The sequence below is a fragment of the Mesorhizobium huakuii genome, assembly GCF_014189455.1.
Lineage (GTDB): Bacteria > Pseudomonadota > Alphaproteobacteria > Rhizobiales > Rhizobiaceae > Mesorhizobium > Mesorhizobium huakuii_A.
Genome location: NZ_CP050296.1, coordinates 6,148,139 through 6,174,459 on the forward strand (window position 1 = coordinate 6,148,139; position 26,321 = coordinate 6,174,459).

29 protein-coding genes, 1 tRNA gene and 1 pseudogene are annotated in these 26,321 nt (G+C 60.3%); 7 read left to right on the forward strand and 24 right to left on the reverse strand.

The genetic code is table 11. From position 1 onward, the window contains the following. Positions 1-2 precede the first annotated feature (2 nt). The 6 genes and pseudogenes from HB778_RS29865 to HB778_RS42880 all read right to left on the reverse strand — a co-directional run bounded on the left by HB778_RS29865 (position 3) and on the right by HB778_RS42880 (position 6,710). Entirely contained in the window at positions 3-797 is a 795-nt protein-coding gene (locus HB778_RS29865; RefSeq protein WP_183459094.1) for a TatD family hydrolase, read from the reverse strand. Next, entirely contained in the window at positions 797-2,350 is a 1,554-nt protein-coding gene (metG, locus tag HB778_RS29870; RefSeq protein WP_183459096.1) for a methionine--tRNA ligase, read from the reverse strand. Before metG ends, HB778_RS29865 begins: the two co-directional genes overlap by 1 nt. Positions 2,351-2,434: 84 nt before the next feature. Beyond that, complete coding sequence (locus tag HB778_RS29875; protein ID WP_183459098.1) at positions 2,435-3,490, reverse strand: DNA polymerase III subunit delta'; 1,056 nt, start codon at positions 3,488-3,490, stop codon at positions 2,435-2,437. Then, positions 3,487-4,161 carry a dTMP kinase gene (gene tmk / locus HB778_RS29880; RefSeq protein WP_183459100.1) on the reverse strand — a complete coding sequence of 225 codons (675 nt, stop codon included), beginning with the start codon at positions 4,159-4,161 and terminating at the stop codon, positions 3,487-3,489. The genes HB778_RS29875 and tmk overlap by 4 nt, the downstream gene beginning before the upstream one ends. A gap of 76 nt (positions 4,162-4,237) precedes the next feature. Then, on the reverse strand, positions 4,238-5,404 hold the full coding sequence (locus HB778_RS29885) for a D-alanyl-D-alanine carboxypeptidase family protein (RefSeq protein WP_183459102.1): 1,167 nt from the start codon (positions 5,402-5,404) through the stop codon (positions 4,238-4,240). Between the two features lie 83 nt (positions 5,405-5,487). Continuing rightward, positions 5,488-6,710 (reverse strand): annotated as a pseudogene (locus HB778_RS42880) (septal ring lytic transglycosylase RlpA family protein). Positions 6,711-8,217: 1,507 nt separating this feature from the next. Here HB778_RS42880 and HB778_RS29895 point away from each other — a divergent pair. Continuing rightward, positions 8,218-8,409 carry a hypothetical protein gene (locus tag HB778_RS29895; protein WP_183459104.1) on the forward strand — a complete coding sequence of 64 codons (192 nt, stop codon included), beginning with the start codon at positions 8,218-8,220 and terminating at the stop codon, positions 8,407-8,409. A gap of 686 nt (positions 8,410-9,095) precedes the next feature. Next, positions 9,096-9,185 (forward strand) — tRNA-Ser (locus tag HB778_RS29900). Between the two features lie 34 nt (positions 9,186-9,219). On the opposite strand, the gene HB778_RS29905 is transcribed toward HB778_RS29900, so the two are convergent. Next, the gene (locus tag HB778_RS29905) at positions 9,220-9,642 is read right to left on the reverse strand and encodes a hypothetical protein (RefSeq protein ID WP_183459106.1); all 423 of its coding nucleotides are present in this window, start codon (positions 9,640-9,642) and stop codon (positions 9,220-9,222) included. Between the two features lie 25 nt (positions 9,643-9,667). Next, positions 9,668-9,937, reverse strand: a complete 270-nt coding sequence (locus HB778_RS29910) for a hypothetical protein (protein ID WP_183459108.1) — start codon at positions 9,935-9,937, stop codon at positions 9,668-9,670. 660 nt (positions 9,938-10,597) lie between these two features. Here HB778_RS29910 and HB778_RS29915 point away from each other — a divergent pair. From HB778_RS29915 to HB778_RS29925, 3 genes are all read left to right on the forward strand, one after another. Further along, positions 10,598-10,813, forward strand: coding sequence for a hypothetical protein (locus HB778_RS29915; RefSeq protein WP_183459110.1), 216 nt, complete (start codon positions 10,598-10,600; stop codon positions 10,811-10,813). Between the two features lie 691 nt (positions 10,814-11,504). Then, positions 11,505-11,930: a MucR family transcriptional regulator gene (locus tag HB778_RS29920; protein ID WP_183459111.1), complete on the forward strand. Its 426-nt coding sequence runs from the start codon at positions 11,505-11,507 to the stop codon at positions 11,928-11,930. Between the two features lie 897 nt (positions 11,931-12,827). Beyond that, positions 12,828-12,995 carry a hypothetical protein gene (locus HB778_RS29925; RefSeq protein WP_183459113.1) on the forward strand — a complete coding sequence of 56 codons (168 nt, stop codon included), beginning with the start codon at positions 12,828-12,830 and terminating at the stop codon, positions 12,993-12,995. A gap of 153 nt (positions 12,996-13,148) precedes the next feature. On the opposite strand, the gene HB778_RS29930 is transcribed toward HB778_RS29925, so the two are convergent. The 8 genes from HB778_RS29930 to HB778_RS29965 all read right to left on the reverse strand — a co-directional run bounded on the left by HB778_RS29930 (position 13,149) and on the right by HB778_RS29965 (position 18,918). Then, positions 13,149-13,370 carry a hypothetical protein gene (locus HB778_RS29930; protein ID WP_183459115.1) on the reverse strand — a complete coding sequence of 74 codons (222 nt, stop codon included), beginning with the start codon at positions 13,368-13,370 and terminating at the stop codon, positions 13,149-13,151. 210 nt (positions 13,371-13,580) lie between these two features. Continuing rightward, entirely contained in the window at positions 13,581-13,781 is a 201-nt protein-coding gene (locus tag HB778_RS29935; RefSeq protein WP_183459117.1) for a DUF768 domain-containing protein, read from the reverse strand. Continuing rightward, on the reverse strand, positions 13,778-14,635 hold the full coding sequence (locus HB778_RS29940; RefSeq protein WP_183459119.1) for an RNA ligase family protein: 858 nt from the start codon (positions 14,633-14,635) through the stop codon (positions 13,778-13,780). The genes HB778_RS29935 and HB778_RS29940 overlap by 4 nt, the downstream gene beginning before the upstream one ends. 610 nt (positions 14,636-15,245) lie before the next feature. Continuing rightward, complete coding sequence (locus HB778_RS29945; protein ID WP_183459121.1) at positions 15,246-15,416, reverse strand: hypothetical protein; 171 nt, start codon at positions 15,414-15,416, stop codon at positions 15,246-15,248. A gap of 77 nt (positions 15,417-15,493) precedes the next feature. Then, positions 15,494-15,706: a DUF3102 domain-containing protein gene (locus tag HB778_RS43500; RefSeq protein WP_183465266.1), complete on the reverse strand. Its 213-nt coding sequence runs from the start codon at positions 15,704-15,706 to the stop codon at positions 15,494-15,496. Between the two features lie 269 nt (positions 15,707-15,975). Next, a complete protein-coding gene (locus tag HB778_RS29955; protein ID WP_183459124.1) occupies positions 15,976-16,257 on the reverse strand; it encodes a hypothetical protein in 282 nt (93 codons plus the stop codon). Between the two features lie 170 nt (positions 16,258-16,427). Beyond that, positions 16,428-17,444, reverse strand: a complete 1,017-nt coding sequence (locus HB778_RS29960) for a hypothetical protein (protein ID WP_183459125.1) — start codon at positions 17,442-17,444, stop codon at positions 16,428-16,430. 637 nt (positions 17,445-18,081) lie between these two features. Then, entirely contained in the window at positions 18,082-18,918 is an 837-nt protein-coding gene (locus HB778_RS29965; RefSeq protein WP_183459127.1) for a hypothetical protein, read from the reverse strand. A 102-nt stretch (positions 18,919-19,020) separates the two neighbouring features. On the opposite strand from HB778_RS29965, the gene HB778_RS29970 reads away from it, so the two are divergent. Continuing rightward, a protein-coding gene (locus HB778_RS29970) for an IS630 family transposase (RefSeq protein ID WP_183459129.1) occupies positions 19,021-19,964 on the forward strand; the annotation gives its coding sequence in 2 pieces (ribosomal slippage) (positions 19,021-19,357 and positions 19,357-19,964; 945 coding nt in all). On the opposite strand, the gene HB778_RS29975 is transcribed toward HB778_RS29970, so the two are convergent. The 8 genes from HB778_RS29975 to HB778_RS30010 form a co-directional block, all read right to left on the reverse strand. Next, complete coding sequence (locus HB778_RS29975; RefSeq protein ID WP_183459131.1) at positions 19,936-20,442, reverse strand: hypothetical protein; 507 nt, start codon at positions 20,440-20,442, stop codon at positions 19,936-19,938. The two genes, HB778_RS29970 and HB778_RS29975, sit on opposite strands and share 29 nt — an antisense overlap. After that, positions 20,439-20,630, reverse strand: coding sequence for a hypothetical protein (locus HB778_RS29980; protein WP_183459133.1), 192 nt, complete (start codon positions 20,628-20,630; stop codon positions 20,439-20,441). Before HB778_RS29980 ends, HB778_RS29975 begins: the two co-directional genes overlap by 4 nt. 200 nt (positions 20,631-20,830) lie before the next feature. Continuing rightward, positions 20,831-21,469, reverse strand: coding sequence for a helix-turn-helix domain-containing protein (locus HB778_RS29985; protein ID WP_183459135.1), 639 nt, complete (start codon positions 21,467-21,469; stop codon positions 20,831-20,833). 2 nt (positions 21,470-21,471) lie between these two features. Next, entirely contained in the window at positions 21,472-21,762 is a 291-nt protein-coding gene (locus HB778_RS29990; RefSeq protein WP_183459137.1) for a hypothetical protein, read from the reverse strand. A gap of 362 nt (positions 21,763-22,124) precedes the next feature. Beyond that, on the reverse strand, positions 22,125-23,426 hold the full coding sequence (locus HB778_RS29995; protein WP_244662012.1) for an AAA family ATPase: 1,302 nt from the start codon (positions 23,424-23,426) through the stop codon (positions 22,125-22,127). Further along, positions 23,413-24,591, reverse strand: coding sequence for a hypothetical protein (locus tag HB778_RS30000; RefSeq protein ID WP_183459141.1), 1,179 nt, complete (start codon positions 24,589-24,591; stop codon positions 23,413-23,415). Before HB778_RS30000 ends, HB778_RS29995 begins: the two co-directional genes overlap by 14 nt. Further along, a complete protein-coding gene (locus HB778_RS30005) occupies positions 24,588-25,106 on the reverse strand; it encodes a hypothetical protein (RefSeq protein WP_183459143.1) in 519 nt (172 codons plus the stop codon). The genes HB778_RS30000 and HB778_RS30005 overlap by 4 nt, the downstream gene beginning before the upstream one ends. 142 nt (positions 25,107-25,248) lie before the next feature. Beyond that, entirely contained in the window at positions 25,249-25,443 is a 195-nt protein-coding gene (locus HB778_RS30010; protein ID WP_183459145.1) for a helix-turn-helix transcriptional regulator, read from the reverse strand. 104 nt (positions 25,444-25,547) lie between these two features. Here HB778_RS30010 and HB778_RS30015 point away from each other — a divergent pair, with 104 nt between their 5' ends. Continuing rightward, the gene (locus HB778_RS30015; protein ID WP_183459146.1) at positions 25,548-26,309 is read left to right on the forward strand and encodes a zinc-finger domain-containing protein; all 762 of its coding nucleotides are present in this window, start codon (positions 25,548-25,550) and stop codon (positions 26,307-26,309) included. The last annotated feature ends 12 nt before the right edge of the window (positions 26,310-26,321 follow it).

Sequence of the window (26,321 nt, forward strand, 5' to 3'; positions counted from 1 at the left end):
GTTCAGGCACTCTGCTCGGCAGGTCGCGGCATCTTGCCGAAAAGCCGGAAGAAATTGTTCGTCGTCAGATCAGCGACTTCAGCCTCGCTGACGCCAATCGTTTCCGCCAGCACTTTGGCAGTGTGCGCGACATAGGCCGGCTCGTTGCGCTTGCCGCGAAACGGTATCGGCGCCAGATAGGGTGCGTCTGTTTCGACCAGCAGCCGGTCACGCGGCACGTCGGCTGCGATGGCGCGCAATTCAACTGAGTTCTTGAAGGTCAGGATGCCCGAGAACGACACATAGCCGCCGAGCGCGACGCCCACCTCGGCCAGCCGGCGCCCTGAGGAGAAACAGTGCAGGATGAAGGGGAAGGCGCCCTTCCCTGTTTCATCCTCGAGAATGGCTGCCATGTCGTCATCGGCGTCGCGCGAATGGATGACGAGAGGCAGGCCGGTCTCGCGAGCGGCGGCGATGTGATTGCGAAAGCCCTGCGCCTGCGCATCGCGCGGCGCCTTGTCGTAGAAATAATCGAGCCCCGCCTCGCCGATCGCCACCACCTTCGGATGAGCCGACAGACGGACGAGCTCGGCAGTCGTGACGTCGAGTTCCTCGGCGGCATTGTGCGGGTGGGTGCCAACGGAACAAAAGACCTCGTCGAAACTCTCCGCGATTTCAAGTATTTGCTGAAACCGCTTCACACGGGTCGAGATCGTCACCATGCGGCCGATGCCGGCCGCTTTGGCGCGGGCGACAATGGCCGCCCGCTCCTCGGTGAAATCCGGAAAGTCCAGATGGCAGTGGCTGTCGACGAGCATCAGGCGTTCGCACCCTGCTGTTCGACATAACGCGGAAACACGCCTTCCGGCACCGGCAATGCCGTGCCGGAAACCAGTGCATAGTCGGCGTGGACATACTCGAAGTTACGCTTGTCCGCCGGCACCGCCAGCAGGTCGAGCAGCTTGGCGGCCGACCCCGGAATGTAAGGCTGGCTCAGAAGTGCGACGCGACGGACGATTTCGGCGGTCGTCCACAGCACCGTTTCCATTCGCGCCGGGTCGGTCTTCTTCAGCGCCCAGGGCTCCTGAGACGTGAAATAGCGATCGGCCTCGGCGGCGACGCCGAAGATTGCCGCCAGCGCCAGATGGATACCCTGCTCCGTCATCGCCTTGCGCGCTGTGCCAAGCGCTTCCACTGCCTGGTCGAGGATCGCACTGTCGGCTTCGGTCAGCTCGCCACGCTGCGGCACCACGCCGCCACAATTCGCGGCGATCATCTTCAGCGAGCGTTGCGTCAGATTGCCGAGGCCGTTGGCGAGGTCGGCATTGGTGCGGTTGACGATCGCTTCATGGCTGTAGCTCCCGTCCTGGCCGAACGGCACCTCGCGCAGGAAGAAATAGCGCACCTGGTCGACGCCGTAGTGGTCGACCATGGTGAACGGGTCGATGACGTTGCCGACCGATTTCGACATCTTCTCGCCGCGGTTGAACAGGAAGCCGTGACCGAAGACGCGCTTCGGCAGCGGGATGCCTGCCGACATCAGGAAGGCCGGCCAATAGACTGCGTGGAAGCGCACAATGTCCTTGCCGATAATATGCGCATCGGCCGGCCAGAAGCGCCATTTCTCATCATTTTCATCGGGATAGCCGACGCCAGTAATGTAATTGGTCAACGCGTCGACCCAGACATACATGACGTGCTTCTCGTCGCCCGGCACCGGCACGCCCCAGTCAAAGGTGGTGCGCGAGATCGACAAATCCCTGAGCCCGGATTTGACGAAGCTCATCACTTCGTTGCGGCGCTCGGCCGGGCCGATGAAGTCGGGCTGGTTTTCGTAGAGCGCAATGAGCTTGTCCTGGTAGGCCGAGAGCCGGAAGAAATAGCTCTCTTCCTCGACCCATTCGACCGGCGTTCCCTGTGGCCCGTAGCGGACATTGTCCGGGCGGACCTCCGTCTCCTCCTCGCCGTAATAGGCTTCGTCGCGCACCGAGTACCAGCCGGCATAGCCGCCCTTGTAGATGTCGCCATTGGCGTCCATCGCCTTCCAGATCGCCTGCGAGGACGCGTAGTGCCGCTCTTCGGTGGTGCGGATGAAATCGTCATTGGAGGCGTTGAGCGCGGTCGCCATGCGCTTGAAATCGGCCGAATTGCGGTCGGCCAGTTCGCGCGCCGAAATGCCGTCGCGCTTCGCCGTCTGCAGCATCTTGATGCCGTGCTCATCCGTACCGGTAAGGAAGAACACGTCCTTGCCGTCGAGCCGCTGGAAGCGCGCAAGCGCGTCGGTGGCGATCAACTCGTAGGCATGGCCGATATGCGGCTTGCCGTTCGGATAGGAAATCGCGGTCGTGATGTAGAATGTGTCGCGTGACATGAATGAACCATCATGAATGTCTGAATGGAAGCCGTGGCGGTGGATATCGCATCGGAATGGCGATTGCCATCCCGGTGGGGGCCGTCACATTCGCATCGCAGAATTCAGGCGGTCGATCATGGTCAAGGCGTGCTGCTTCTTGTCGAGATTGTAGGTGTCGGTCTCAGATATCGCGTCCAGCGCCTCATGCCAAGTGTCCGACAGGATTTTGGCCCGCGCGAGATCGCCCGACAGCGCTGCCTGGCTCGCGGCGTCCGACAACAAGTCGAGCGCCCGGCGGTTGAAGATATCGAACTGGATCGCCTGGTCGCGGCCGGCGACGGCTTCCGCTAGCCGATAGGCTCCGCCGATGTCGTTCTTTCCCTTCGCCACCAGCGCATCGAGCGTCTCGGCGATCTCAAGCCCACCATATTGCGTCAACAGGATCGCGTTGCGGGCGCTGCCCCCTGCCCGTTCGACCAGTGCCGCCCGCGCAGCCGGATCGTCCGGTGGCGGCGGTTCGGCGGTCTGCAGCACCGCCAGCAAATCGTCGGCGTCGAGCGGCGTCAGGCGTATCACCTGGCAGCGCGAGCGGATCGTCGGCAGCAGGCTGCCCGGCGCATGGACGATAAGAATGAACAGCGTTCGCGCCGGCGGCTCCTCAAGATTCTTCAGCAAGGCATTGGCGGCATTGGCATTCATGTCGTCGGCCGGATCGACGATGACGACCCGGTAGCTGCCATCATGCGAGGTCATCGACAGGAAGCGGCTGACCCTGCGGATCTCGTCGACGGTGACGACTGTCTTGAAGCTCTTGGTCTTGTCGTTCATCGGCCGGGTCAGATGCAGCACGCCCGGATGCGCCCCGGTGGCGATCTGGCGAAACAGCGGCGAGGCAGGATCGGGACTGGCCAGGCTTTCCGGCGCCTGCGCGAAGGCTGGGTGCTTCAAGAGGTGATGGGCCAGATGGAAGGCCAGCGTCGCCTTGCCGATGCCGACCGGTCCGGCAAAGATCAGCGCATGCGGCAGCTTTCCCGATCGATAGGCGGCGGCGAGCATCTCGGCGGCCTGCCTGTGCCCGACCAGACGGGGCGTTTCGGACGGTTCGGGCACGCCGTCCAGCGTATCATGCTGTTCCGGTGCGATGCGTTCGAAGATCATACCGGTGCGGCCTGCCTGTTGCGTGCGGGCGCCCTCGCCTCCAGAGCCGCGAATACGGCCGCTGTGACGACGTGCTCCACCGTATCGGGATCGGCGGACGCGTCGACGACGATGCAGCGTTCCGGCTCAGCCGCGGCGATCGCCAGAAAGGCATCGCGCCGGGCCTGATGGATATCAAGCGTCTCCTTTTCGAAGCGGTCGGCGCCGGCATCGCTGCCGCGCCGCAGCGTCGCGCGCTTGAGGCCTTCGGTCGGATCGATATCGAAGATCAGCGTCATGTCGGGCATCATGCCGTTGATGGCGACCTGTTCGAGCGCAGCCATGAACGCCGGGTCGATCCCGCCGGTAACGCCCTGGTAGACGCGCGAGGAATCCAGGAAACGGTCGCAAAGCACGATCGAACCGCGCTCGACCGCCGGCCGGATGACCTGCTCGACATGGTCGGAACGCGCGGCGGCGAAGAGCAGCGCTTCCATCTTCGGTCCGAACGGCTCCGCGGCACCCGAAAGCAGCACATGCCTGATCGCTTCGGCGCCCGGCGAGCCGCCCGGTTCGCGCGTCAGCAGGACATCATATTTCTTGGCGCGCATCTTCCTCGCCAGCCGTTCGATCTGCGTCGACTTGCCTGCGCCCTCGCCGCCTTCGAAGGTGATGAAAAATCCGCGCGCCAATCGAAAGGGCCTTTGTCCAGGTGGATTGTTGCGCTCTAGATAGTCCGCGTTCGGGAAAACGTCCATGCCGTCGGTGCTATCGCAGCCAGCCGATGGCCAGTTCCTTGACGGCATCGAGCGCGCGCTGCGGCAACGTGCCGACGCCGATCGATTCTGCGGCGAAAAGCGGCGTCTCCTGGCTCAGCGTGTCGCCGATCCAGACGCGCAGCGCACCCACCGGCTGGCCTTCCTCAACGGGCGCCGCAACCGGGCCGGTATAGACGATCCTGGCCGTCAGCTTGTCGCGGTTGGTGATCGGCAGGAAGATGTCGATCGGCCCTTTTGCCTTCAGCGTCACGCCGGATTTCGCCCCGCCAAAAACCTGGGCCTCGCCGACCACCTCGTCCTTGGCGAAGATCTCGGTCTTCTCGAACGAGCGCGCGCCCCAGTCGAGCAGCTTGCGCGCCTCCTCGGCACGCTCCTTGTCGTTGGCCAACCCGCTCATCGCCATGATCACCCGCGTGCCGTTGTGGGTGACCGAAGCGACGATGCCGAAGCCCGACACCTCGCTCGCACCGACAGCCAGGCCATCGGCGCCGATGTCCATGACCAGCAACGGGTTGCGGTTTTTCTGCGAGATCTTGTTCCAGGTGAAATCCTTCAGGCCGTAGTAGCGATAGAAATCCGGGTAATCGCGCCATAGATGCAGGGCCAATAGCGCCAGTTCGCGCACCGTCGTCTGCTGACCGTCGGCCGGCAGGCCGGTCGAATTGACGAAGGTCGATGTTTTCAGGCCGATCTGGCGGGCGCGCTCGGTCATTTGCGCGGCAAAATTGTCCTCGGATCCGGCCATGCCTTCGGCGATGACGATGCAGCCGTCATTGGCCGCCTGCACGGTCACACCCTGGATCAGGTCCTCGAGCCGGATCGCCGATTTCAGCTTGGCAAACATCGTTGATGTTCCCGACGGCGCGCCGCCCTTGCGCCAGGCGTTTTCGCTGACCACGAACGTGTCGTCGAGTTTGAGGCGCCCGGATTTTATGGCGTTGAAAACCACTTCCATGGTCATCAGCTTGGCCATCGAGGCCGGCGGGATCGGCTTGTCGGCATCTTTCGCGAACAGCACCGTGCCGGTGTCGGCATCGATCATGAAGGCCTGGGTGGCTTTGGTCTCAAAAAGCTGCGCGTGGGCTGGAGCGAGGCAAAGCAGCAGTAAAGCCAGTCCCAGAAAGCCGGCAAATGGCGGAAAGGCGCGCAACTGCATGAAATCTTGACCCGTTTGCCGGTTTTGGCACAGCCAAGCTATCAGGGTTTTTTCCGCCGGATCAACCGCGCGGGCAAAATAGATCAGTTGCGCACAGCCAGAGCGTCCGGCGCGCCGTGCGACCATGCCGCCTGCAGCAGCTCGTCCAGGCCGCCATGGCCATTCGGATAGAGATTGACCGCATACCAGTCATTGCCGTCGAGATCGGAACGCTGGATCTCCGTTCTGCCGAAGGGCTGAAGTGCCGTGGCCACGCGCCTGGCTTCGGCGGCGTCATCGAACGTGCCGGCCGCGACATAGTCGGCATTGGACGGCGACGCTTGCGGATTGGACTTTTCCAGGACCGCAGGATGTCGGCGGGCGACATGCCGCTGTCGTCCAGCGCGGCAAAGACATCGGCGCGCTGCACGCGTTCATCCGCATAGGACAGCGAGGCCACCGCGAACGGCGACTGCGGCGGCAGGCCGAGCTCCGGGCGCTCCGGCACGATCGGTCCGAAATCGGGCAGCACCAGGTCGCCGAAAGCCGGTGCCTGCGCCGACAAGGACGGTTGCGAGGCCTGGCCGGAATCCGTCAACTGTCTGGGGAACGGCACAGCGGCTGCGCCTACCGGCAGGCTGGGCGACGGCCCGTTCATCGCCACCATGACACCGGTCGGCAAGCCATCCGACGGATCCGGAATCCGGTTGCCCGGATGGTAGGATGCCATGAGATACTGGTCGTCGTTGCCGTCGAGCGGTGCGCGACCGACATATTCGACCTTGACCTTCGCGGTGCCGACCTTGTCGTAGTCGAGCATCTGCGCCGCGCGCTCCGAGACGTCGATAATGCGGCCCTCATGATACGGACCCCGGTCGTTGACGCGCACGATGACCGAACTGCCGGTTTCGAGGTTGGTGACACGGGCGTAACTCGGCAGCGGCATGGTCGGATGCGCGGCGGTCAGTTGCGCCGTGTCATACACTTCGCCATTGGCGGTCAGCCGGCCATGGAAGGCGTCGCCATACCAGGAGGCCAGGCCAACCTTGGCGTAGTGCCGATCTTCCTTGGGATAGTACCACTTGCCGCGAACCTGGTAGGGTTTGCCAAGCTGGTCGCGACCGCCTCCGCGCCGCATGAAGTTGACGCGCGGGCTCGCCTTCACGCCATATTCGGTCTCGGCGAAATATTCCTTGGAGCGATGCTTGGGATTCACCATCGCCTTCGGCTCAGGCTGCGACGCGCAAGCCGCCAGCAATGCAGCCGACGCAGCCAGCAGCGTAAGCGTGGAAGCGCGACGAAGACGCGGGCGCGTCGTAGCCTGCATTATCCTGAAATCCCCTACAGTCTCAATCAAGACGCCGTCGTTTGAACAGCAGAGGAGCCAAAGCACTCACTCGACGATATCAACGACGCCCTGAACCCCGATCCTTTGTGCGCAGGAATTGTTTATCACGGTATTAATCGACTATGTTCGGAACCCGGCAACATTGTGGCGCGAATGTGCATGCAGGATCGAGGTGACGGGACAGATAGCGCCCCTAGCGTCCCTTTTAGACTCGCCGAGATAACCCCAACGAAATCTCAGCGAGCCAGCCGCCCCGGTACAAGGGACAATAGAGCGACCAACTCCTCTACGAGTCCGTTACCCACAAAGTTGCCGGAAATCGTCAAACACGCCATTGCGGGGGTGAAGCTTGCGCGCAAAGCTGCATCATGAGGGCAGCGGTCTATCTCGTAGTTGTCGCGGCAATATCTATCCGCACTGCAACAGCCGAAACGCGTGATCTCCTCGACCCGCACCTTGTCGCCGACCCCCTTGGCCGCGCCTTCTGCTTGTCCTTGGTAGTCGGCACGGTCCGCCAGTGCGTCTGTCGAAGACGCTGACGATGTAGGTTGTGGCCGGCTCGTCGTTCATCGCCAGGGCCTTTGCTTTTTCCTTCATTCACACGCTGCGATCATATTAGCATTAGTACATATATTCGCCAGCCGGCGCGCTGTTGCTCACAAAACTGCCTGTCGGCTAGGCCCGGCGTCCTATTCACATCCCAATCTATAGGTGCCGGGCCGCATTGCTTGTGAAAGCATTAGCTAAAACCGCACGGCCATTGCGGTGGAACCTCGGGCGCCTGCTTCGCTGAAGGTCAGGGTCCGGCTATGGCTCGATGGCGTGACCCGAATCTTAAGCGAAATGACGCGGCCTTATCTCTGCCGAACAGCTTCCGATCTTAACCATAAGACAGGCAAGACTAAGGTCTTGCGCCCTGCCAGCGAAGGTCTGACGTTACCGCTTTAGTTCCGCGAATGTCCGTTGGACGTTCCATTACTTTAGCTAAACGTGATATTGGTCATTTGGTACCGTTCACACCTTGGCGCTATCCGGCGGTAGGGGAATGGCTAGGGGACTTGTATCGCCCCCGTTCGCGTTATGAGTAACCTGATTGGGATTGGGGCTTATGTCGCGAGATACTGTAATCTCACTATTCCCGACAGTAGCAATGGGCGTTGCTACTGTCGTGTGCATATTCTTGCAAAAGTGGTACGCGATCTCGCGGGGGCGTCTCGTCCGCATATTTTTGTTGGTGACGCTGGCGACGGCTTTTCTTGAGATGCAGATAGTGACGGCTGTTACGGGGAGAGAGGATCACCACCCTATCTCGACCCACCCCCAAACCAGCGGATGAACTCCACTTCTTTCCCGGTGGCATCGGCGGTCGCCAGGCAGCTTTCCCTGTGGCGAACCAGCTTTTGCACAAAAAAGTCCCATCCTATGAAACCATCGGCTCCTCCGTTCGTTTTGAGCACCGGTTTGCGAGTGGAAGAGAAGCAGTGCCATGCCCTTGTCCGACGAGTTGCGCGATGTACCGGTCGAGTTTCATTGTCCTGTCTGTTCCTATCCGACGGTGAGAAAGGGCTCCTGGCTGAAGACGATCGGCAGCTTCAAATGCGATGGCTGCGAGACGAAGGTGCGGATTGGCTACGAAGAGAAGCTCACGATTTTCGAACATCACCTGAGAAAACGTTAGCCGAACAGCCCGGCCATCCTGATGCATCGAACCCGTGATTATGCCCGAGCCGGTCGATCGACGCCTGAATATCGAGCTTGGTCGACGGTCAGCGCGCGCTAATGCCTTGCATTTTAGCCTAATTGAATGTGAGGTGGTCATGAAATTCCGAGCGGGGGCTCATGACCACAGACCTATTTCTGACCGCTGTCGCGGCATTCTCGATTCTCGTCCCGCTGTACTTCATCCTTAAGTGAGGCATTAGGCCCGTTCCTCGGCCTCGCCAGCGCGTGTTTCCCGCGGGCCGCGACCTACACCGCGCCGACGCTTCCCGCGCGTCCTGGCGCCCGCCTGTGGCCAGTCGCAGTGTCTGGTTGCCCTGCAATCTGCCTGAACGCAGAAACCTCGCCGCTCCATTTGCGAAGCGGCGAGGTCCGCCCCACGGCCCCAACAGCCGGCATTGCTGACAGTGCAATTGTTGGGCCAGCGGCAATTGATCCATTATGGGACAGAAGGACCGGTCGCCGCATGTTTACGCGGCCGCATCGTCCGGACCTCAGTTGCCGCCGCAGTGGTTGACGCGGCCCTCAATGCCGCATTACAGGAATGAACAGCGAACCGGTCGGGAACGCCTTCGGTGCCAATCCGGTGCCAACCGCTCAAAAACGGCCGATAGCGAAAGTCCTAAGTGATTGAATAATCACAACGGAGGGATGGCCGAGCGGTTTAAGGCACCGGTCTTGAAAACCGGCGTGGGCGCAAGTTCACCGTGGGTTCGAATCCCACTCCCTCCGCCATAGGTGTCTGATTTACTTGATTTTATTCACTTTTCTAACTCTTACGCACAAATCTACGCATAATCTTTTCTTGGCGCTGATTCCACCGGCGGAGCAAGGCGCTGAATGGTGAGTCGTTCTGGACGATCGGGATGCAAATATCTTCCATCTCCCGTATCGCGGCGTGTAACAGCGGTCCAATTTTGTCCTGCGCTGACGGAAGACCCCAAACGGCGGCGTCAATCTCTTTGCGAAAGGCTGGGTCATCACCCAGTTCAACCCGCTCGCCCCTAATGCTTTCGTAGCGTGTGTAAGCCAAGGCGGTGAACGACCGGAGCGCTTCGTCAACCTTCTCAAAGGGCCGGCTAGCGTTCGGACCGAACAGCGCTCTCATTCGAAATTTGTAGGAGAAGAAGTCTTTCCAAAAATTACTCTGCGATTTCCACCTGGCAATGGGGACATAGTGCGTGTCGCGCACGCGGACTTCGCCCTCAGATTCATGATCACGCCTGGGTCGATCCGCGGATCTCTACCGCCGGATATGACATAGGGCTGCGGAGTTCTCTTACTTTCTCTTCGGCCTCATAAAACTGCGCAATGACATGTTGGCAGAGTTCGATATCGCGACGCCCTTTCATTTCACGTTTCCAGGCGTGCAGGCCAGCAAATGCTATGTAGGTCCCTCCTCCGGTCGCGACGATCGTCGCTATGGTCTGAAGCTTAACTAATAGATCGGCCATCAGCGTCCCCCGCGACATTTTGCTGGCAAGCAATACCTGCGGTTCTTCCTACTGCCAATTGCGACCCCAATTTTTTCCTGCGACTATCTGCAAGTCCACGCGACATGGACGCGACATGTGGGGGCCTAAGAACAACGATGCCAAATCGTCTATTGCGCAAATTGGGTCGCGCCAGGGTGTCTGATGCTTTCGGCTTCCTTGGAATTATCGCCGCTCTGGGGGCATTGACGATCTCAGGCCAAGCTTCTGGGGCCGACCTGTGTTCAATATCGCAAGATGAGGCAAACGCCTCATCCAAATGCATCCGATGGTATTTCGCCTGTCGAGGGAGAGTTCTTGGCAAGCCCGATAAGCGATTTGAGACAATGCCCTACACAACTCGCCTCAGATACGTAGCTCAAGCCCTTTACAAGGTGGCAGAGCAAAACTGCGAGCAATTCGATTATGTGCAGGCAAAGGCCGCACTCGACGCGAGGCTTGAGGAAATTGGAGGCCAGTGAGACAAAGCAAAAGCCCGCCGCTGTGAAGGCAGTCTGGAGCCATCGCCGCGGGGTTACGTTCTCGCAACACCCTCAAAAACATCGCCTTCGCTGCCGTACTCAACTGCAAGTCGTGGGAATAGTTTTGCCAGGCGTCGAGTTCATTCGCCCCAGAATGGCGCCGGGGTGAGGCTCAGAAAGGCGGCACCTAGGAATGGCTACGACCTCCGCACCAGCTTTGAATTTTGCGATCCTCGCTCTGGCGGCGATCGTTTGGCTTGCCGGCGCCGCATGCGCTTTCATAGAGCGCAGCCCCAAGTTAGACCGTGCCGCCGGCGTTGCCCTTTACGGTTTCGGCGCCATAATGTTGGTGGGCGGGATATATGGCATGCTGTCGGCGATCGTCTGGACACTGCGCGCCATCTTCTGATCAGCGCCTTTTCGGCTTCGGCGTGACCGCCTCGACCCGCACCTTGTCGCCGATCTCCTTGGCCATCGCCAGCGTCCTTGGCGGTCAGGACAGTGCGCCAATGCGGTTTCTCGAACACGCTCACGATGTAGGTGGTTCTTGCGGACTTAGGTCCGGCTGGCATACTTCACCTTGCCCCACTGGCTGCATTGAGGACACAAAGGGTGCAGATAGGCCAACTTGTCGCCTGGAATATTTCCGGAACTGGTGATCGTCAGGCTACCGCCATTGAAACCCTCCAAGCTGTAGGATTCCCAGGTGCCACTGAGGGGCTGATCGTCTTCTCGTAGTTTCAAAATCCGGTGCGACCGCATTCGCAAACCAGCTTCTCCCTTAAAACAGTTGAGAGCACTTAAGGACTGACCTTCCGATGCGGCAAACAAGCCCGATGCTACATGGGCATTTTACGCTTGCCGCCATTCATTGTGATGATTGCAGACAACGCTATCGAACGTCGGTTTCCAGTCGCGATTGCGCTCTCGCTGCAGGCCCTCGTAGTCAGGAATGCAGGTGAAGAACACCGGGCGCCGATCACGGCCGGCGGCCTTGCAATTCAGACGAACAGACGGTTTCGCAGGCCGGCCAGGAGTGCGGTTGCGTACTTAAGATCACTCTAATAAAGAGGCTGACCAGACAACAAGGGAATCAACAAATGACCGAAGCCGATACCCGCGCAGCCCAACTAGCCGGGTTAACCGCAGATGTCGTATCCGCATATGTGAGCAATAACCCATTGCCAGCCGCCGCTCTGCCGGAGCTAATCGCGTCGGTGCATCTCTCACTATCAGGGCTTAGCCAGCCGTCAGCGCCGCTAGCCGAAGAGCTTGTGCCCGCGATCAACCCGAAGAAGTCGGTAATGCCCGATTTTATCATCTGCCTCGAAGACGGCAAACGGTTCAAATCTCTGAAGCGCCATCTACGCGTCGACTTCGGCTTAACGCCGGAAGCCTACCGCGCCAAATGGAACCTGCCGAGGGATTATCCAATGGTCGCGCCGAACTACTCCGACCGCAGGTCTGCTATGGCAAAGTCCATGGGCCTGGGCCGCAAGTCAGTGCCTGAGATGGGAGCAAAGTAGGTGCCTGCGAAGCTGAAAGCAAAGGCTTAGTGGCCGATCGACATGACGTCACGGAAAGACTCAGCTATGTCTGGAGTGCGGCGGGCCTGAAGAGGACCATCTGGCTGGCGCCATTCGGGCAACCTCCCCTCTGGCGCCGGCCTTTTCAAGCCCAGCGCTTTAGCGCGCCTTCCGCGATCACACCATATCCCCTGCCCTGACCTTTGATAATTTGCGCCGGCGGCGGACCCGTTTCCGCCTGGCCGGCGCCTTTTACCCCAACGCCCCCGTCCAACGAGGTGCCGGCCAACGCGCATCGGCCGAGGGCTAGAAGTCGAACAGATCGTCCTTCACCTCATCGAGCAAATCAGGCGTCTTGTTTCGCGGATTGCTGCACGCCCTGTCTCTTCATCACAATGAACGGCGACACGCGTGAGCCTCCGTGGGACACCTTCTCGCATGGACAGAGCAGTTGGCCTTTACCGATGCCCGGGAAGTCCGCCCTTTGCCTGCATGCTGGAGAGCGGCAAATGCAGCTATATCGGCCACAGGGCCACAAAACAAAAGGCCTAAGGGGGAAACCCGCCGGGCGAAGACCCCAACCACCTCAAGCCCGGCGGGCCTACTACCTGATCAGCTACGCGATCAGGGCCGGGATTACCCGGTACGAAGTCCGAAGCAAGAGCAATGCCAGCACCGACGTCCCGAAATGGGACAATACCGGGGGAAAACGTCCGTACAGGGTTCTGTTGCGGAGTTGCTAATATTAGGGTCGAATCAGCCGGCGTGCCCTCGCCGGTTAGGCCCGGCGGTCGGTAAAAGTCACACCCCAACGGGCTGTCGGGCCGCCTTCGTCAAATCCGTAGTCGACGAAATATCGCCTTTGCGCTAAATCGGTCGCAACCAGGGGTGGGGTTCATGTCCAAAAAGCAGCCGAAGCGCGAAGTCGTTGAGGTTCATGAGGACGGGGTTTTTGCCGTGGAAAACGGCATCACTCTCGACCAGTTGAGGTTTCTGATCAGGACACTTGGTAATGATCGAGAGACGTTAGTCGAAGCGGTTCGGGCGTTGCGAAACGTGGGGTGAAGCTAGCTACGCATCCGTATGCCGAAGAAGGCGGACGACCAGCGGACAGTATGCCTATTGGGCCAATTGGCCAATGAATTTCGTCGCGCCTCCTATAGAGCCCGCCAGCGCGCGCTCTCGCCGGCCGCTCTCCTACACCGCCGAAGCTTCCCTTTAATTGTGGTTGTCCAACAAAAGGGCAAGCTTTCTGGTTGCGGCGCTTTCTACAATCAGTTCCTCCAAACCGCTGTCGCCGACGCGCGATTTGTTGACGCGACGCCTGATTACACGGAGTGCTTCAGATATCGAAACCGCGGTGGTCTTCGCGTGATTATCCAGATATCGGCCGATTTCAATCACGGCATCAGCATCGATGTCGAATGGTAATTCTCGCATGGCACCCTCCCGCGCGTCACCCGAACCCTGCGAATATACAACTGCCAGCCAAAGGCAGCATCATCAATAAGGAGGAAGCCTGCGCCTCAATTCCACAATGACGATTGCAGGCTGGGATTCAGCCATAACGATGGTGACGCTATGCGGCCGCCCAGACCATAGATCCTACCGGAACTCTTAGAGCCGTCTAACGTTCGGCCCAGCAAGAGATCAGCGCAGATCCCGCATGATAAATTCATAGATCGTGCCAATTTCCTCGTCGATCTCTCGGCCGGGAATGCCTTCGGTTTCCGCCGCTCGTTTTGCGTCCGTAGCCATATCGATCACCATGAGGACGGGGTCGATAATCGGACTGTCCGCTAGATGGTCCGATATCCAGTGGTAGAGAAAATCACTCCCGCGCTTGCTCATTCTTCCCGGAAATCCTGCAGTGAGGCGTGCCTCAAATCCTCCTCGCCCCGCAGATGCTTTACACGGCCGATCAGCCCTGGCTTGACCCACTGCGTCGCCGGCCGCCTCATGCCCTTTGGCGCCGCTCCTGCGTGGTCCTTGACGCGTTTCCAGAGCCGTTCGCGCATTTCCCGGTTCAAGGTGATGAAGGCGCTGCCGACATAGCGCCCGGTGCCACGCTCCGCCATCAGCGCGAAGGCCGGTTTGCCTGGCTCGCGCTCGACGCCGAGAAGTTCGTATTCGTCGATGGTATATGCCTTGATCTTCAGCCAGGCCGTCGATTTGCCGCTCCGGTACTTACTGTCTTTGCGCTTCGAGACCATGCCCTCCAGCCCGGCCTTGTCGACCAGTTCGAAGATCGCCTTGGCATCGCCGGGCAGCGCCTCGCTGAATTGGATGCGGAGCCCGGGCGGAACTATCGCGTATAGCCCAGCCCGGCGGTCTTTGAGTGGCATATCGCGAAGATCGTATCCGTTCAGGTGCAACAGATCGAAGGCCACGAAATAGAGGTCGTGCTGCCGGCTGGTGATTGCTTTGCGGAGTGCACGGAAGTCGGACAGGCCAGCCTCATTCGTGACGATCACCTCGCCGTCGAGGATGGCGCTTTTGACGTCGAGATCGCCGGCCGCTTTGGCGAGATCCCGGTACTTCGACGTCCAGTCGAGGCCGCGGCGGGTAAAGATCCGCACGCCTTCGGCGTCGACGATGACTTGAGTGCGGTAGCCGTCGAACTTGACCTCGTGAATCCATCCGTCGCCCTCGGGAGGCTTCTCGACCAGGGTAGGAATCAAAGGGTCGATGAACTTCAAACGCATGCACTGGAACTCGCAAAATGCCGCGACTCAATTAGCATGCGCTGAAATAGTTCCTGAAACTTATCTAGGCTGGTGGTCTAAAGGCAAAGCCCGCCGCTCGGAGGGGTACGGGGAGCGACGGGCCTTGTCGGTTGCCTGTAACTGCGGTGCTTGAGCCGCTCAATGAGGGTGATCCCGAATGGTTAACGGAACGTTAATAGGTCGATGCTCCGCAGGAGCCTCGTCGCCAGCGCGCGTTTCGGCTGCCCGCCGTCCTACACTGCCGACGCGCCCTGCACGTCCTGGCGCCTGCCTGTGGCCAGCAGCATAGCAGACCACTGCTTTGTTAAAAACGTACAATCGAATCCCCTTGAAGCCACGATGGAAGCAATTATGATTCCATCGTGTATTTTGGTTGCGTGAGGGCTGCCATTATGGACGCGAACGGGACGGACAGACACATTTCGGCCTTCGACTTCGACATTGTGCGTGAGGCTTTCAGGAAATCGGTAAGAGAGTTGAACATGGCTGAAGAGCATTGGGCGGCGCATGCCAAATCGCTCTTTCAGGACTTCACCGGCACTGAGCCCGACGAGGCCATGGTCAACCATATCATCGGGCGCTAGGTCAGTTACCGGCCCTTAATCATCCGCGCCTCTCGCAACAGCGATGACCAACTGTACGCGCCAAGAATGGCGACAAGATCACGAGCTTGCGCTTCGGTAATGCCTGCCTCAGCCACCAGCCGCCTAACGATAAAATCGATCTGTTTGGTGCGTGCTTCGTCCTGTTCATCGGCCATCAGCACAATCTCCTGAACGGCCAAACGCACTCATCAGGCGCTTGTTCCGCGAGAATTGTAAGGCTCGTACAGAGGATCTAAGCCCTACCTAGGTGCGGTACCGGTCCTGTCGAGCTGCCGGCCTGCGAAGCGTCGTGGCGCCAGCCTGTGGCCAGCCGCATGCATTGTGAGGCCATGCTCCGGGAAAGCCCTTCCTGCTTGTCGAGCCAAGGCCCGAAATGACCGTGCGGAAGCGACGCCTTGTTGTGCAGCAGCCAGCGGCCGATGGCGAGCTTCTGTCCGTCGGACAGGTGCCCGCGCGGGGAATCGCTCGAGTGTCGGGCGGCGCCGGATCCGCCAGCGGCACGACATTGGAAGGCGACATCAGCGCGAGATAGTCCTTGTGCACGTCATGCTGCTTGTAGGGAGCTTGGCGAACTAGCGCACCGTCATCCAGCAACCTATCGCCAGGACATCGGTATGGCGCTCATCGCCACGAAGGCGCCGCAGCCGCTTGACGCTGCCAACCCCGGGTGTCAGAAGGCGGGCACGCTGCCCGCCTTCGACTTTCAGGCTAAATTCAGCCACCCATCATCTTTGCCATCGCACAGAAATCCGCGTGCGACTTGTTAATCGTGGTATCGCCGCAGTCTTTCAACACCGCCTTCTGCTCGTCGGGTTTCATGGCCGTCCATGCGGTCTTGAAATCCTTTTCCGACCTCAACGTTTTCATACCGGCATCGGTGAAGAACGGCGACATCTTTGCCGGATCGTCGAGTGCGGATGTGTTGCCAGCGGCGAGCGCCGAGCCGGTCATCATTGCAAGCGCCATCGCGCCCATCGTGAGCATCTTGAAGTTCATGGAAAATTCCTCCTGTTAGCAGCGAGGAGGCTGCCAGCGTTGAAACCAGCCGCTTAATATGAAAAAGCCCGCCCGGAATGGGATCACGGGCGGGCCAGGGTCCGGGTGCTGGGATCAACCAGCGCAGGTCAACGAGCGGCGGAGGGGTTGGTTGCGGCGGCAGTTCGATATCAATCGCTGTAAGCAATCCGCCCCTGCGCGAAGTAGGTAGCCGCATCATTCAGGCGACGGTAGAAAGACAAGACGACCTTTGCAGCCACTAGCGCATTCTGGTCAGTTAGATCCCACACTGCTTCGAAGTTTGGTGCCAGCATCTCATTTGCGAGTTCGCCCGCCCTGCTCTTCATAAACTTCTCAGTGGGGTCGCCTTTTGGGTAAAGCTGCCCTTCAATTTTAAAGTAATGGTTCTCTGAGAGGTACTGGTGGAAAGATCGATACTTTGCGCCTAGAAGCGCCCGTTTATGGAGAAAATTTGGTATAATGTTGTGGAGGTGGTCGAAAACATCCTCGTTACCGAAAATTTCGACATGTCCCGGCGATTCATATTTTATTTTGCTGAGATTTAGCTGCTCGCTTCGAGGAACGTTCTCGCTCAGGTCCCGAAAAAGGTGCACATAGCTAAAGCCACCTCGGAAGGGTCGGTCCAAGAATGCCTCTTTCACCCTGCGTTTTGACGCGAGCGTCGCACTCGCCGAACTCCAGGTATTCGTGGCAATGATGAAGGCATAAACATCGGCATACTTCTGTTGAAACTGGCCGAAATCCTGCAATTCCCATTCGCCATCGATGACGAGTTTTTCAGTGTCGCTCGCGCGGTCGTCAGCCTTGTATTCTTCCGTATGATTTGTCGAGAAGAACCGTGGCAGCGGCAGATACCGCTCGTCTATCTCGCCTTCCCAGGGGGTCATCATGACCTTGCCATCTTTCAGATGGTTCAAGTCGAAATGATACTGCACCCGCACTGTCGGGAATGTGAACAGGTAACGCAGATCGACCGTCCCATCCAGATACTTGGTCCAGTCTCGATCATTCGCAGTCGTAGCGAGGAACATCGAGCTATCCGGATTGCCATACGGTATCGCGATAGCGACCACGCGCGTCTTCTGGGAAACTAGGGTAATCACCTGAGGTTCATCCACGTAAACCAAGGTGGCGTCGTATATGGCAGATCTACGATGGATCGGCATCAGACCGGCTCGACTTGAATGGTAGCCGAGCACGGATCAAAGCTATCATACATCCAAAAATCGATATGCTTGCCTTTGGTTCTGGACATGCCGGCGCCGGTCGGTACCGCTAGCTTCGCCACGAAGGGCGATCCTGCGTCTCGAATTTTCGGAAGGCTATGCATATTTTTGACATGCGAAAGTGACGTAAAAAGTGAACATGAAGCCCACGAGCATGCATCAACTGTCGGTGGTCTCGTCTTGCCCTTTTTCGCGTGTGAGGCGAAGTGCTCCTTCGCTGGGGGATTTGCTCCCACTAGGCGGTATGCTTCGGCTATTTCTATATCGGCAGCGTCCGCCGGAGGGCATTGCTGCGGCAACATCTCCCAGTACCCCATAGTCCCCCACCTGCTCTCAACTTGAGCGGCGTAGTCCAACGTCGGACGGAAATCAATCATTGGCTGCGTATTGAGCGGCCTAGACTCTGCCTTTTCTGTGTCTAAGTGCATAAAAAGCCCTCATGCGTGCGCAATCGGATCCACATCATCATTTGATCACCCGCCCCGCAGCACGCGCCAGATATCGGACCAGTAGGCCGTTATCAGGGACGCCAGGGCCGCTGCCGCCATGCCGGTGACTAGCTCCGGCGGCCAATCATTCAGTCGCTCCGGCGGCCGTAGCGCCGCATGAGGTCGGTGTCGCCGGACATCGGACGGAGTTCCCGTACTTCCGCGTGTTGGCGATGAAGCGCGATCTTTTCGAGACCAAGGGCATGCCGCTTGATGGCGGCAAGGGCTTTTTCGCCGACCGCCCGGAGTGGATCCGATTGCTCGCGCGCCGTCACGAGAGCGCTATGGGCGTTGGCAAGCCGGAGCTGGTAGGCCTCGTCACTCTCGCCTTTGCGATCGACGTTAAGCCGCCTCGCCAGCGCGTAGCGCAACCGTTCGCGGTGGTCGGCCTCGGTTTCGCCGTTGGTTAGTTGCAAACGCAGGGCGCCGGCCACTGCGGCCCAACGACGAGCACTGTAGGCATCGTCACCCTCGTTCGCGCGCCGCTCGACATGCATGGCGCGGCATTCGGCGAGCACAGCTGCGCTCACGGTCGTGCCACGCTCTTTCTTGCCGTTCGGTGCGACCCCGGCATTCGAGGCAACCACGGACCATAGCCTGGCTTCGAACGCCTCGTCGGTTTCGCCCGTGCGGACAGGAACCACGATGCTGGCATGCCGGGTGCCGATCGTGTCGAGTACGGCCCTGCGCAGGATGTCCATGTCGATCACCAGGTCACGGCGGTCGTTTCCAAGCGCCTGCTGGTTCATCCCCTCGATGGCAAGCGCGTGCTGCTCAAGCACCAGTGCGCTGTGACAGACGCCGGCCAGCAGCTTGTACATGGTCTGCAAAGCCTCTGCCGCGGGGCCGTAGTGCTCAGCCCTGGCCGCCGCGGCTTGCCTCTCCAGCGCCGCCTTGCCGGCGGCTGCCTGGGCTTTCGCAAGCACGGCCCGCGCCGGCGCTAGAGCACGTCCCGCGATCGATGAATCGATTGTGATGTGACGTCGGGCTGCATGGGTGATTCAACATCCCCTTTGATGAGGTGGATGATGGCAAGAGCACTGAGCGGCGACCTTCGATCCCGGGTCTTGAAGGCTTCGGACGCGGGCATGTCGGCACGGCAGGCGGCGGCGCGGTTCGGCGTCGGCATATCGAGTGCGATCCGGTGGATCGCACGGGCGAAGATCGGCGAGCGGATGCCTCGCCCGCAAGGCCGCCGACGCGCGTCCAGCCTTGATGCCCACGAAGCCTTCATCGTCGGGCTGATCGATGAGCGCAAGGACATCACGCTGAACGAAATGGTGGAACGGCTGGGGGACGAGCGGTCGGTACGGATCAGCCGCAGCGCCTTGAGCGCATGGCTTCGCGGCCACGGGTGGACGTTCAAAAAAAGTCCGCACACGCACTGGAGCAGGACCGCCCCGACATCCTGAAGCGCCGTCGCGCCTGGTTCGACGGCCAGCTCGATCTCGATCCAGCGAAGCTCGTCTTCATTGATGAGACCGGGCTATCGACCAAGATGGCCCGTCTGCGGGGACGTGCGCCGCGCGGTGAGCGCTGCCGGGCCGGCGTGCCGCACGGCCATTGGAAGACCACCACCTTCACCGGCGCGTTACGGCTGACAGGAATGACCGCTCCGTTCGTCTACGACGGCGCCATGAACGGCAACGTGTTCCTGGCTTATGTTGAGCAGGTTCTGGTTCCGACCCTGTCGGAGGGCGACGTCGTCATCATGGACAATTTGCCGGCGCACAAGGCGGCCGGCGTGCGCGAGGCGATCGAGACGACCGGCTCGAGGCTCATGTTCCTGCCGCCCTACAGCCCCGACTTCAATCCGATCGAAAACGCCTTCTCAAAACTCAAGGCTCTTATGCGCGCCAAAGCCGAGAGAACAATCACAGCCCTGTGGAACGCCGTCGGATCGCTCGTTGACCTCTTCACCCCAGCCGAATGCCAGAACTACTTCAAGGCCGCAGGCTATGACCCGGATTAAACCGGACGTGCTCTAGCCCCGCTTCAAGGGTCTTGACCAGCTGCTCGGCGTCTCGCAGACCGCTGTGCAGCGCGTCGAGATCGCCGCCGTTCAGAACGACATCTGCCCGGCTGCCGTCCAGCTCTGCGAGGCGCTGTCTTGTTTTCGCGACGTCGGTTTCGAGCCGGTCGACCACGGCCTGCCGCCGCGCCACCTCATCACCCAACGCCGTGGCGTCCACGGCCGGCGTGGTCTCGGCCGGCCGCAGCAGCTCGTCCAGCGGGGTCACCTCGCCCGGGCCATAGGTCTTGAATTCGGTCGCGGGCTGCTCGATAGGCCCCGATATGCCGCGCTGATCGCCATCGGCCGGCTGCGCAGGCGCTCCCGCGCCGGCGGTGGCTGAATTGTCGGCAACGCGCCCGCTTTTGCTTTCCTGAAGACGAGCGAAAACGGCTCGCTCTTCTGCGTCGGCCCCGGCTTCGGTGGTCCTGGCATTCATGGGGTCACTCTTCGTCTGGTTGCGAGGTAAGCGGCAATGCGGGCAAGGTCCTGAGTAAACCACCGCGGGGCATGTTCGGCCAAGGCGTCGGCGGGCTTGCCGCCGGGGGAACGTGCGTCGTCGAGCGCCTTGTCAGCAACGCCCGGCTGCGGGGCGACCTGTGCGACGCTTTTTACGATGACAGCCATTCAGGTTCTGCCGTGGTCGTTTTGTGGGGCTGCCAGGGCGCTGGTTGCGGGCATGATTTAAGCTCCAAATTGCCTTCGAATTGTACGCTAATTTGTACGTAAATGGCAAGGATCGTTGCTTGTAGCCCAAGTACCATACGGTCTTGGCGGACATACCCTCCGTATAACGATTCCTTGAGGCCAAGAGGCGGGCAGAAAGGTCACCAGTTATCCCGGGGATCATCCAACGGTAGAGGGTCGCCGGCACTTTCATCTTGCCAACCTTGCGGCTCTTCGGCAGCGGGCTCTGGCAGCTGGCGCCTGGCTGCTATGCGATCGGAGAGGCGTACAGCAGGGTCGGCAGGCGCCGGGCCTTGCGCCGCGGCATCGGGCTTGGCGAAGTCCTTCAGCATCTCATTCAGCGCCAGTGCGGCCTCGCGAACGGTTGCTTCGCCGGCGGCTTTGGCCTCGACCTGCTGGCGCTGTGCTTCCGCAACCTTGGCCCGGTCGGCGGCGGCCAGCTCGGCCGCGCGTCGCTCGCGGCCCCGATCGAGCGCCTCACGGAAGTCTGCATAGGCCAACCGCCACCGAGAGACCGTGCGGATAGTGCATCCCAGCTCGGCAGCGATCTCGGCCAATGTAGCGCCGCGCTCGGCGAGGTTCGCGGCCTCTGGGCGGTAGGTCGGCTGCCGGCCTTGGTTACCGGGGGCGAAATAACCTTTACCAGTGTTGTTGATGGGCTTCGCGCGCGTGGGCGCGCGAGCGCGCCCGCCTTTTGGGTGTGCTTTAATCCTATAGACTTTACGGTCCGCTGGCTGGCCTCGCGGTGCCGCTGTCGGTGGCTTGTCGCGCGTGGCCATTTTCACCGGCCGGTGGGCTTGGCCGGGGTAGCCGGCGCGCCCTGGAGCCGCCGTTCCACGTCCTTGAGTAACAGCCGAAGCTTCAGATCCATCTCCGCCATGTGCGCACTTTCGTCGGGCTTGGCCGGGGCCGCCGTTGCGTTCCGAAGCTGCTGCTCTAAATCGCGAAGCAGCAACTCCAGCGGGCTGGCATCGTCGTCGCCAGGAGGGGACGTAGCCATCCTTTCACTCTGCCCGCGGCTGTGGACCGACCGTGTCGGCGCGATACGGCTCAGGGCGACGTGGCTCAGCATGACCCAGCGCTCGGAGCCGCTTCGGCACCTTTGGCGCGGGCTCTGGCTTGCGAACCTTGGCGTTTAGGAGGGCTAGCATATGTTTCAGGTAGGTGACGCAATCCATATCGTTCAGTCCTGTTTTCGAGCTGTCATCGGCCGTTCGGTTTCGCCGGGGGACTGCCTTGTTTTTCGCAACCGTCAGGTTGTATTGCCGTGGTGTAGCCATCGACGGCGTGCGATTGGTGCGCTATGGAAAAAATGGCAATGCGCGCCTGCTGCGCCATTGCTTTTTACTAGCGCCAATCGGTCAATAGAGCAGACGACTTTGCGCTATTGATGCGCGATTGAAAAATTCAATAGCGCAACACCTTGGGTTGCAATCACGCATTTTCAGGCTCCGCCAAAACACGGCTGACAAACAGCCCTTTCAAGGTCTTTCGCGTCACGGGGCTCTTGTAATCCTCGACGCGCACGACGCCATCCTTTATCCACTTGCCGACGATCTGGCGCGCGTCGGAAGCCGATTTGTTCTGCACATGCATTCCGAACGCGACCGATACGCAGCGATCGGTAGCCCGCGATGCGTCGGTGTAGCGCTCGCCGTTCTCGAGGCCGTCGCGTATTTCCATCAAAATGCGGTGGCAGGTGACGCCATCCATGCCGGCCATTAGGTCCGGCGGCGTCCACGGCACTATAGCCTGCACATCGTCGCCGTTGGGGTATTCGTGCGTTCCGTTGCCGATGTTCTGGCTGATCAGCTTGAACCACTGCGCACTCCGCCCTTGCCTGGCGATGTTGACCTTCGCCGGGTCGACACGGACATACTGCTTGCGATCATCTTCGGGGATGTGGAACGCTTTCGCTTCCTCTGCTGACATATGCGTCATCGTGTAGCCAAGTCGGATCGCATCCTTAAGCGCTGAAGCGCCCCGCCCCCGGTTGGCGTTGCCGGGGTCTGGCGTCCCCTTGGCCATATGATGAGGCAAGTCGATCGCGATATTGAGACGCGAGGCCATGTCGGTCAGAGTCTGAACGACGGCGTCCATGTGGTCGTTGCTGTTCTCTTCGACGCCGTGGATTTTCTTCAGCGGGTCGAGGATGACCAGATCGATTCTGTATTTGGTGACCAACTGCTCCACCGTCGGGGCCAGGTTCGAAAGCGCCGGCTGCCTCGTACCGGGGTCGATGACCATAAGCTTGCCTGCGGACAGACCAGGCGTCGCCAGATGCAGGCGGTCCCCAATCTCTTCGTCCGTTATCTTGTGGTGCATCCTGGCTGCCGCGACGCGTCGCTTCAGCTCGTCCGCGTCATCTTCGAAACACATCAGCAGCACGTTGCAGCGCTTGTGGACACGCTCTTCGGTCAATCGCCGCCCGCTCGCCAGTGCAAGCGCCTGCGCGATCCGGAGCGTTGTCTTGCCGGTGGCGCCGTCGGCGAACAAAGAGCTGACGAAAGTGCGCGCGAAGACGTTGCCGAGGAGAAACTCGCGCGGCGGTATCTTGGTCGCGTCGATGCCAGCAGCGCTCCACACCTCGATATCCAGAGCCTTCGGCGGCTCGGGCGGCGCCGCCTGCTGCTTCTGACCGCCGTCAAGCTTGTTTGACATCAACTGCCTAAGCAGTTCCATCGCGGCGCCCTTGACCTCTTGGTCTGGCTGCACCGCTCCCTTAGCGATTATCATCACGCCCAACTCTCTTTCTGGCTACTTCCGTGACCAGCTCCACCAAAGTGCCAGCCAAGAGATCGACAACATCGATTTGCCGGGCTCCGATCAGCTTCTGCAGTTTCTCCGCGAGGGCGCTGGCATCGCCCGGCTGCAGGCTCGCCGGTAGATGCAGCGTGTTTTCCTGCCAGTCGACAATGGCCGGCGCACCGTTGGACGCCACGGTAAGGCAGCAGGATGCCCCGCTGCGGCTGCTTTTGCGTAACCACGGCACCGGGCTGATCGGCGTGCGGATGCCGCCGCCTATCTCGCCGCTCTCGGCCATCTCGTATAGACGCGCCAGCGTGTGGCCATCGATGTCCATGTCGTGCGTCAGGTCGTAGACCCGGACCATCTGTCCGGACAGGCTGCCACCACCAGCACCACCAGGTGCCTCGCGCCAGCCGAGATCCTTGAATGCGGCTTCCGACACGTCTTGCGCCTTGAACAGGTCGGCTTTCGACAGTAGCGGCAGTTCGGCGCGGGGTGCCGTCAGCGGCGAGTAGTCCTCAACCCAGCGGTAGGACTTCAGGACTTTACCCGTCGCCGTCTCGACCGTGTGTGCACCGAAAGCGCCGAAGTACCTTTTCGGCTGCCTGTACGTGCCGTCTTCGCGCCATCTGTACTCGCCGCCGCCGCCAAATATTTCAACCTGGTGCGTGTCGACGCCAGGGTCATCCGGATCATCGCCAGGGGCTATCCACCGCCTGTTCGGCAGTCGGTAGATATCATCTGCGTCTTCGCCGACGCGGAAGAACCACGCTTCCTTAAGCCCGGATCCAAGGCGCACCGGAGCATCGTATAAAGCCGGTACCGCTTCCAGCACCGGCCGCGCTACGTTCTCGATGTCGGGATGGTCGGTATCAAAGTCGAGCACACCAATGCCGTCCAGCCGCAGCGCGACCGACCGGGGCGGCATCCACCAACCTTGCTCATAGCGCTCGGTCTTTCTGTTCCAGCGCTTCGCCGGCCCACCCTTGTCGACGATGAATTGCGGCTTGCGAAGCATACCCCGCAGCGTTCTGTCGGTTGGGGTCTTGGCCGGCCAGCCGGGCGTCGAACACACTTTGTCGACCCCGAAAAACGGCGTGAAGTCGTTGCGCAGACACTGGCCCGCTGTCTCAAGGAGTTCTTCGTCGGTCATTGGATGCCCCCTTGCGGCTTCTCGCAGATCAGGAGGACCTGACGCCCCGGCGCTAGCGCTTTGATTGTTTCGACCCACTGGGCTTCCTGCTTCGGTCCGGTGTCGACCAGAAACACATGTTCGCCTCTGGCCGCGGCGATTGCGGCGACAACATAAAGTTCGGGAGCTTGGGAAGATTGAACGACAATATTAGCGGCCATTTTCAAGGCCCGCCGCAGCGATGCTCGGTGGAAGGCACCGGGGCCAGATGCTCCAGAGGCGAGGTCTTCAGCCAGCGCGATGACAGGCCTGCCTGTGGGCAGCCTGAACGGCTGTCCCCATGGCGGCAGCATTGCCAACACGACACCGTGGTCGCGCACGGCGGTCAGGATCGCACCGAAGCGGGTGTCGGCGCCTTGCGTGGCGATGCCTGCGGTCAGCCCTTGGTGAAAGGCGGCAGTGCCGTCATGAGCGAAGATGAATACGCCGCGCGGCGCCTTGTTATTTTTTGCGGGATTTGATCGGACGTTCAACATTGGTCGGACTGCCTCTGATGCAGGCCGGACGCGGAGATTGACAAAGCGGGTCTAGGCTTTTATTCCTAGGACGTTCTTCAGTGCCCTCGGTGCTCCCTAAGTCCCCGCCGGTCGTCCTCTCAGCGATCGGCGTTTTTCTTTGTCATGCCGCGAAAGCGTCGCGCGCTTCGATGCGCGCTTGCTGCCAAGCCGCTATATCCCGCTCCAGCCACCCGACTGATTTGGCCGACAGTTTGACCTGTTTCGGGAACGTTCCTTCTTTGATGCGCGCGTAGATCGTAGAGCGTGGCAGCCCCGTAACCCGTTCAACTTCATGTCGCCTGAGAATTGTCTGCATGGCCTCATCTCTTTCGTGGTTTGCCTTGGCCTTGACTAGACACGTAACGCAGGGTAATTGCACGGCTGTTATCGTTAAAATTGCCGTTAAAACGAAGCTTCGATATGACAGCGAAACAGGCAACAGTCCGCACCGTCCAGCTCTGGCGTGACACGGCCGGGTACGAGATCAAGGATTACGGCCATCCGCCATCCGACATGGCCTCTCTAGGCCCTTCCGGCAGGTGCATCGAAGGCAGGTCAGCGAAGGTGGTTCCAGTCGTCTATGGCATCGCGCCTGGTAAGACCGGAGAAGCGTGGAGAAGGGCGTCGCGCAAGCTTCGCCGCGTTAAATCCCTTGATGATCTATGCCGCTTCATGACGGAGTTCGGGCCGATCGACCAAGCGGCAGGTATGTTGCCAATTGGCGCTTTCTTCAATCCCTCCTGTGGCAGCGACCACGCAGGCCACGTCGAGCTACCCCACGCGCAATCACTCCCCCAGGTCTTTGCAGATGGCTACATTCGTGACATCGCTGCGCTCGTGGACTACAGCGCGAGCGACGACAGCGAGGGGTTTTTGTCGGCGATAAGCGGCACGCTGGCAACTCGCGCTGTCTTGCGGCCAATGTCGGGAGCGCTTTGGGTCACCGAACTGCCGTCCATCCTCGCTCTTCTAAAGTATGACATGTGGTGCAGTTTCGGCGAAGGCCGGTCTGTACCTTCTGCACGGCGCTTATGCGCTAATTGTGGGACAACAATGCATGTCGGTGACGCGCGAAAGCGCGGCGGGAAGCCCGTTACCGCCCGCTTCTGCAGCAACAAGTGTCGCGTCGGATCCCACCTACGCCAGAAGCGCATCGAGGCGCGCCGTCTCGCCGGATTCTGACCTTCTGCCGTC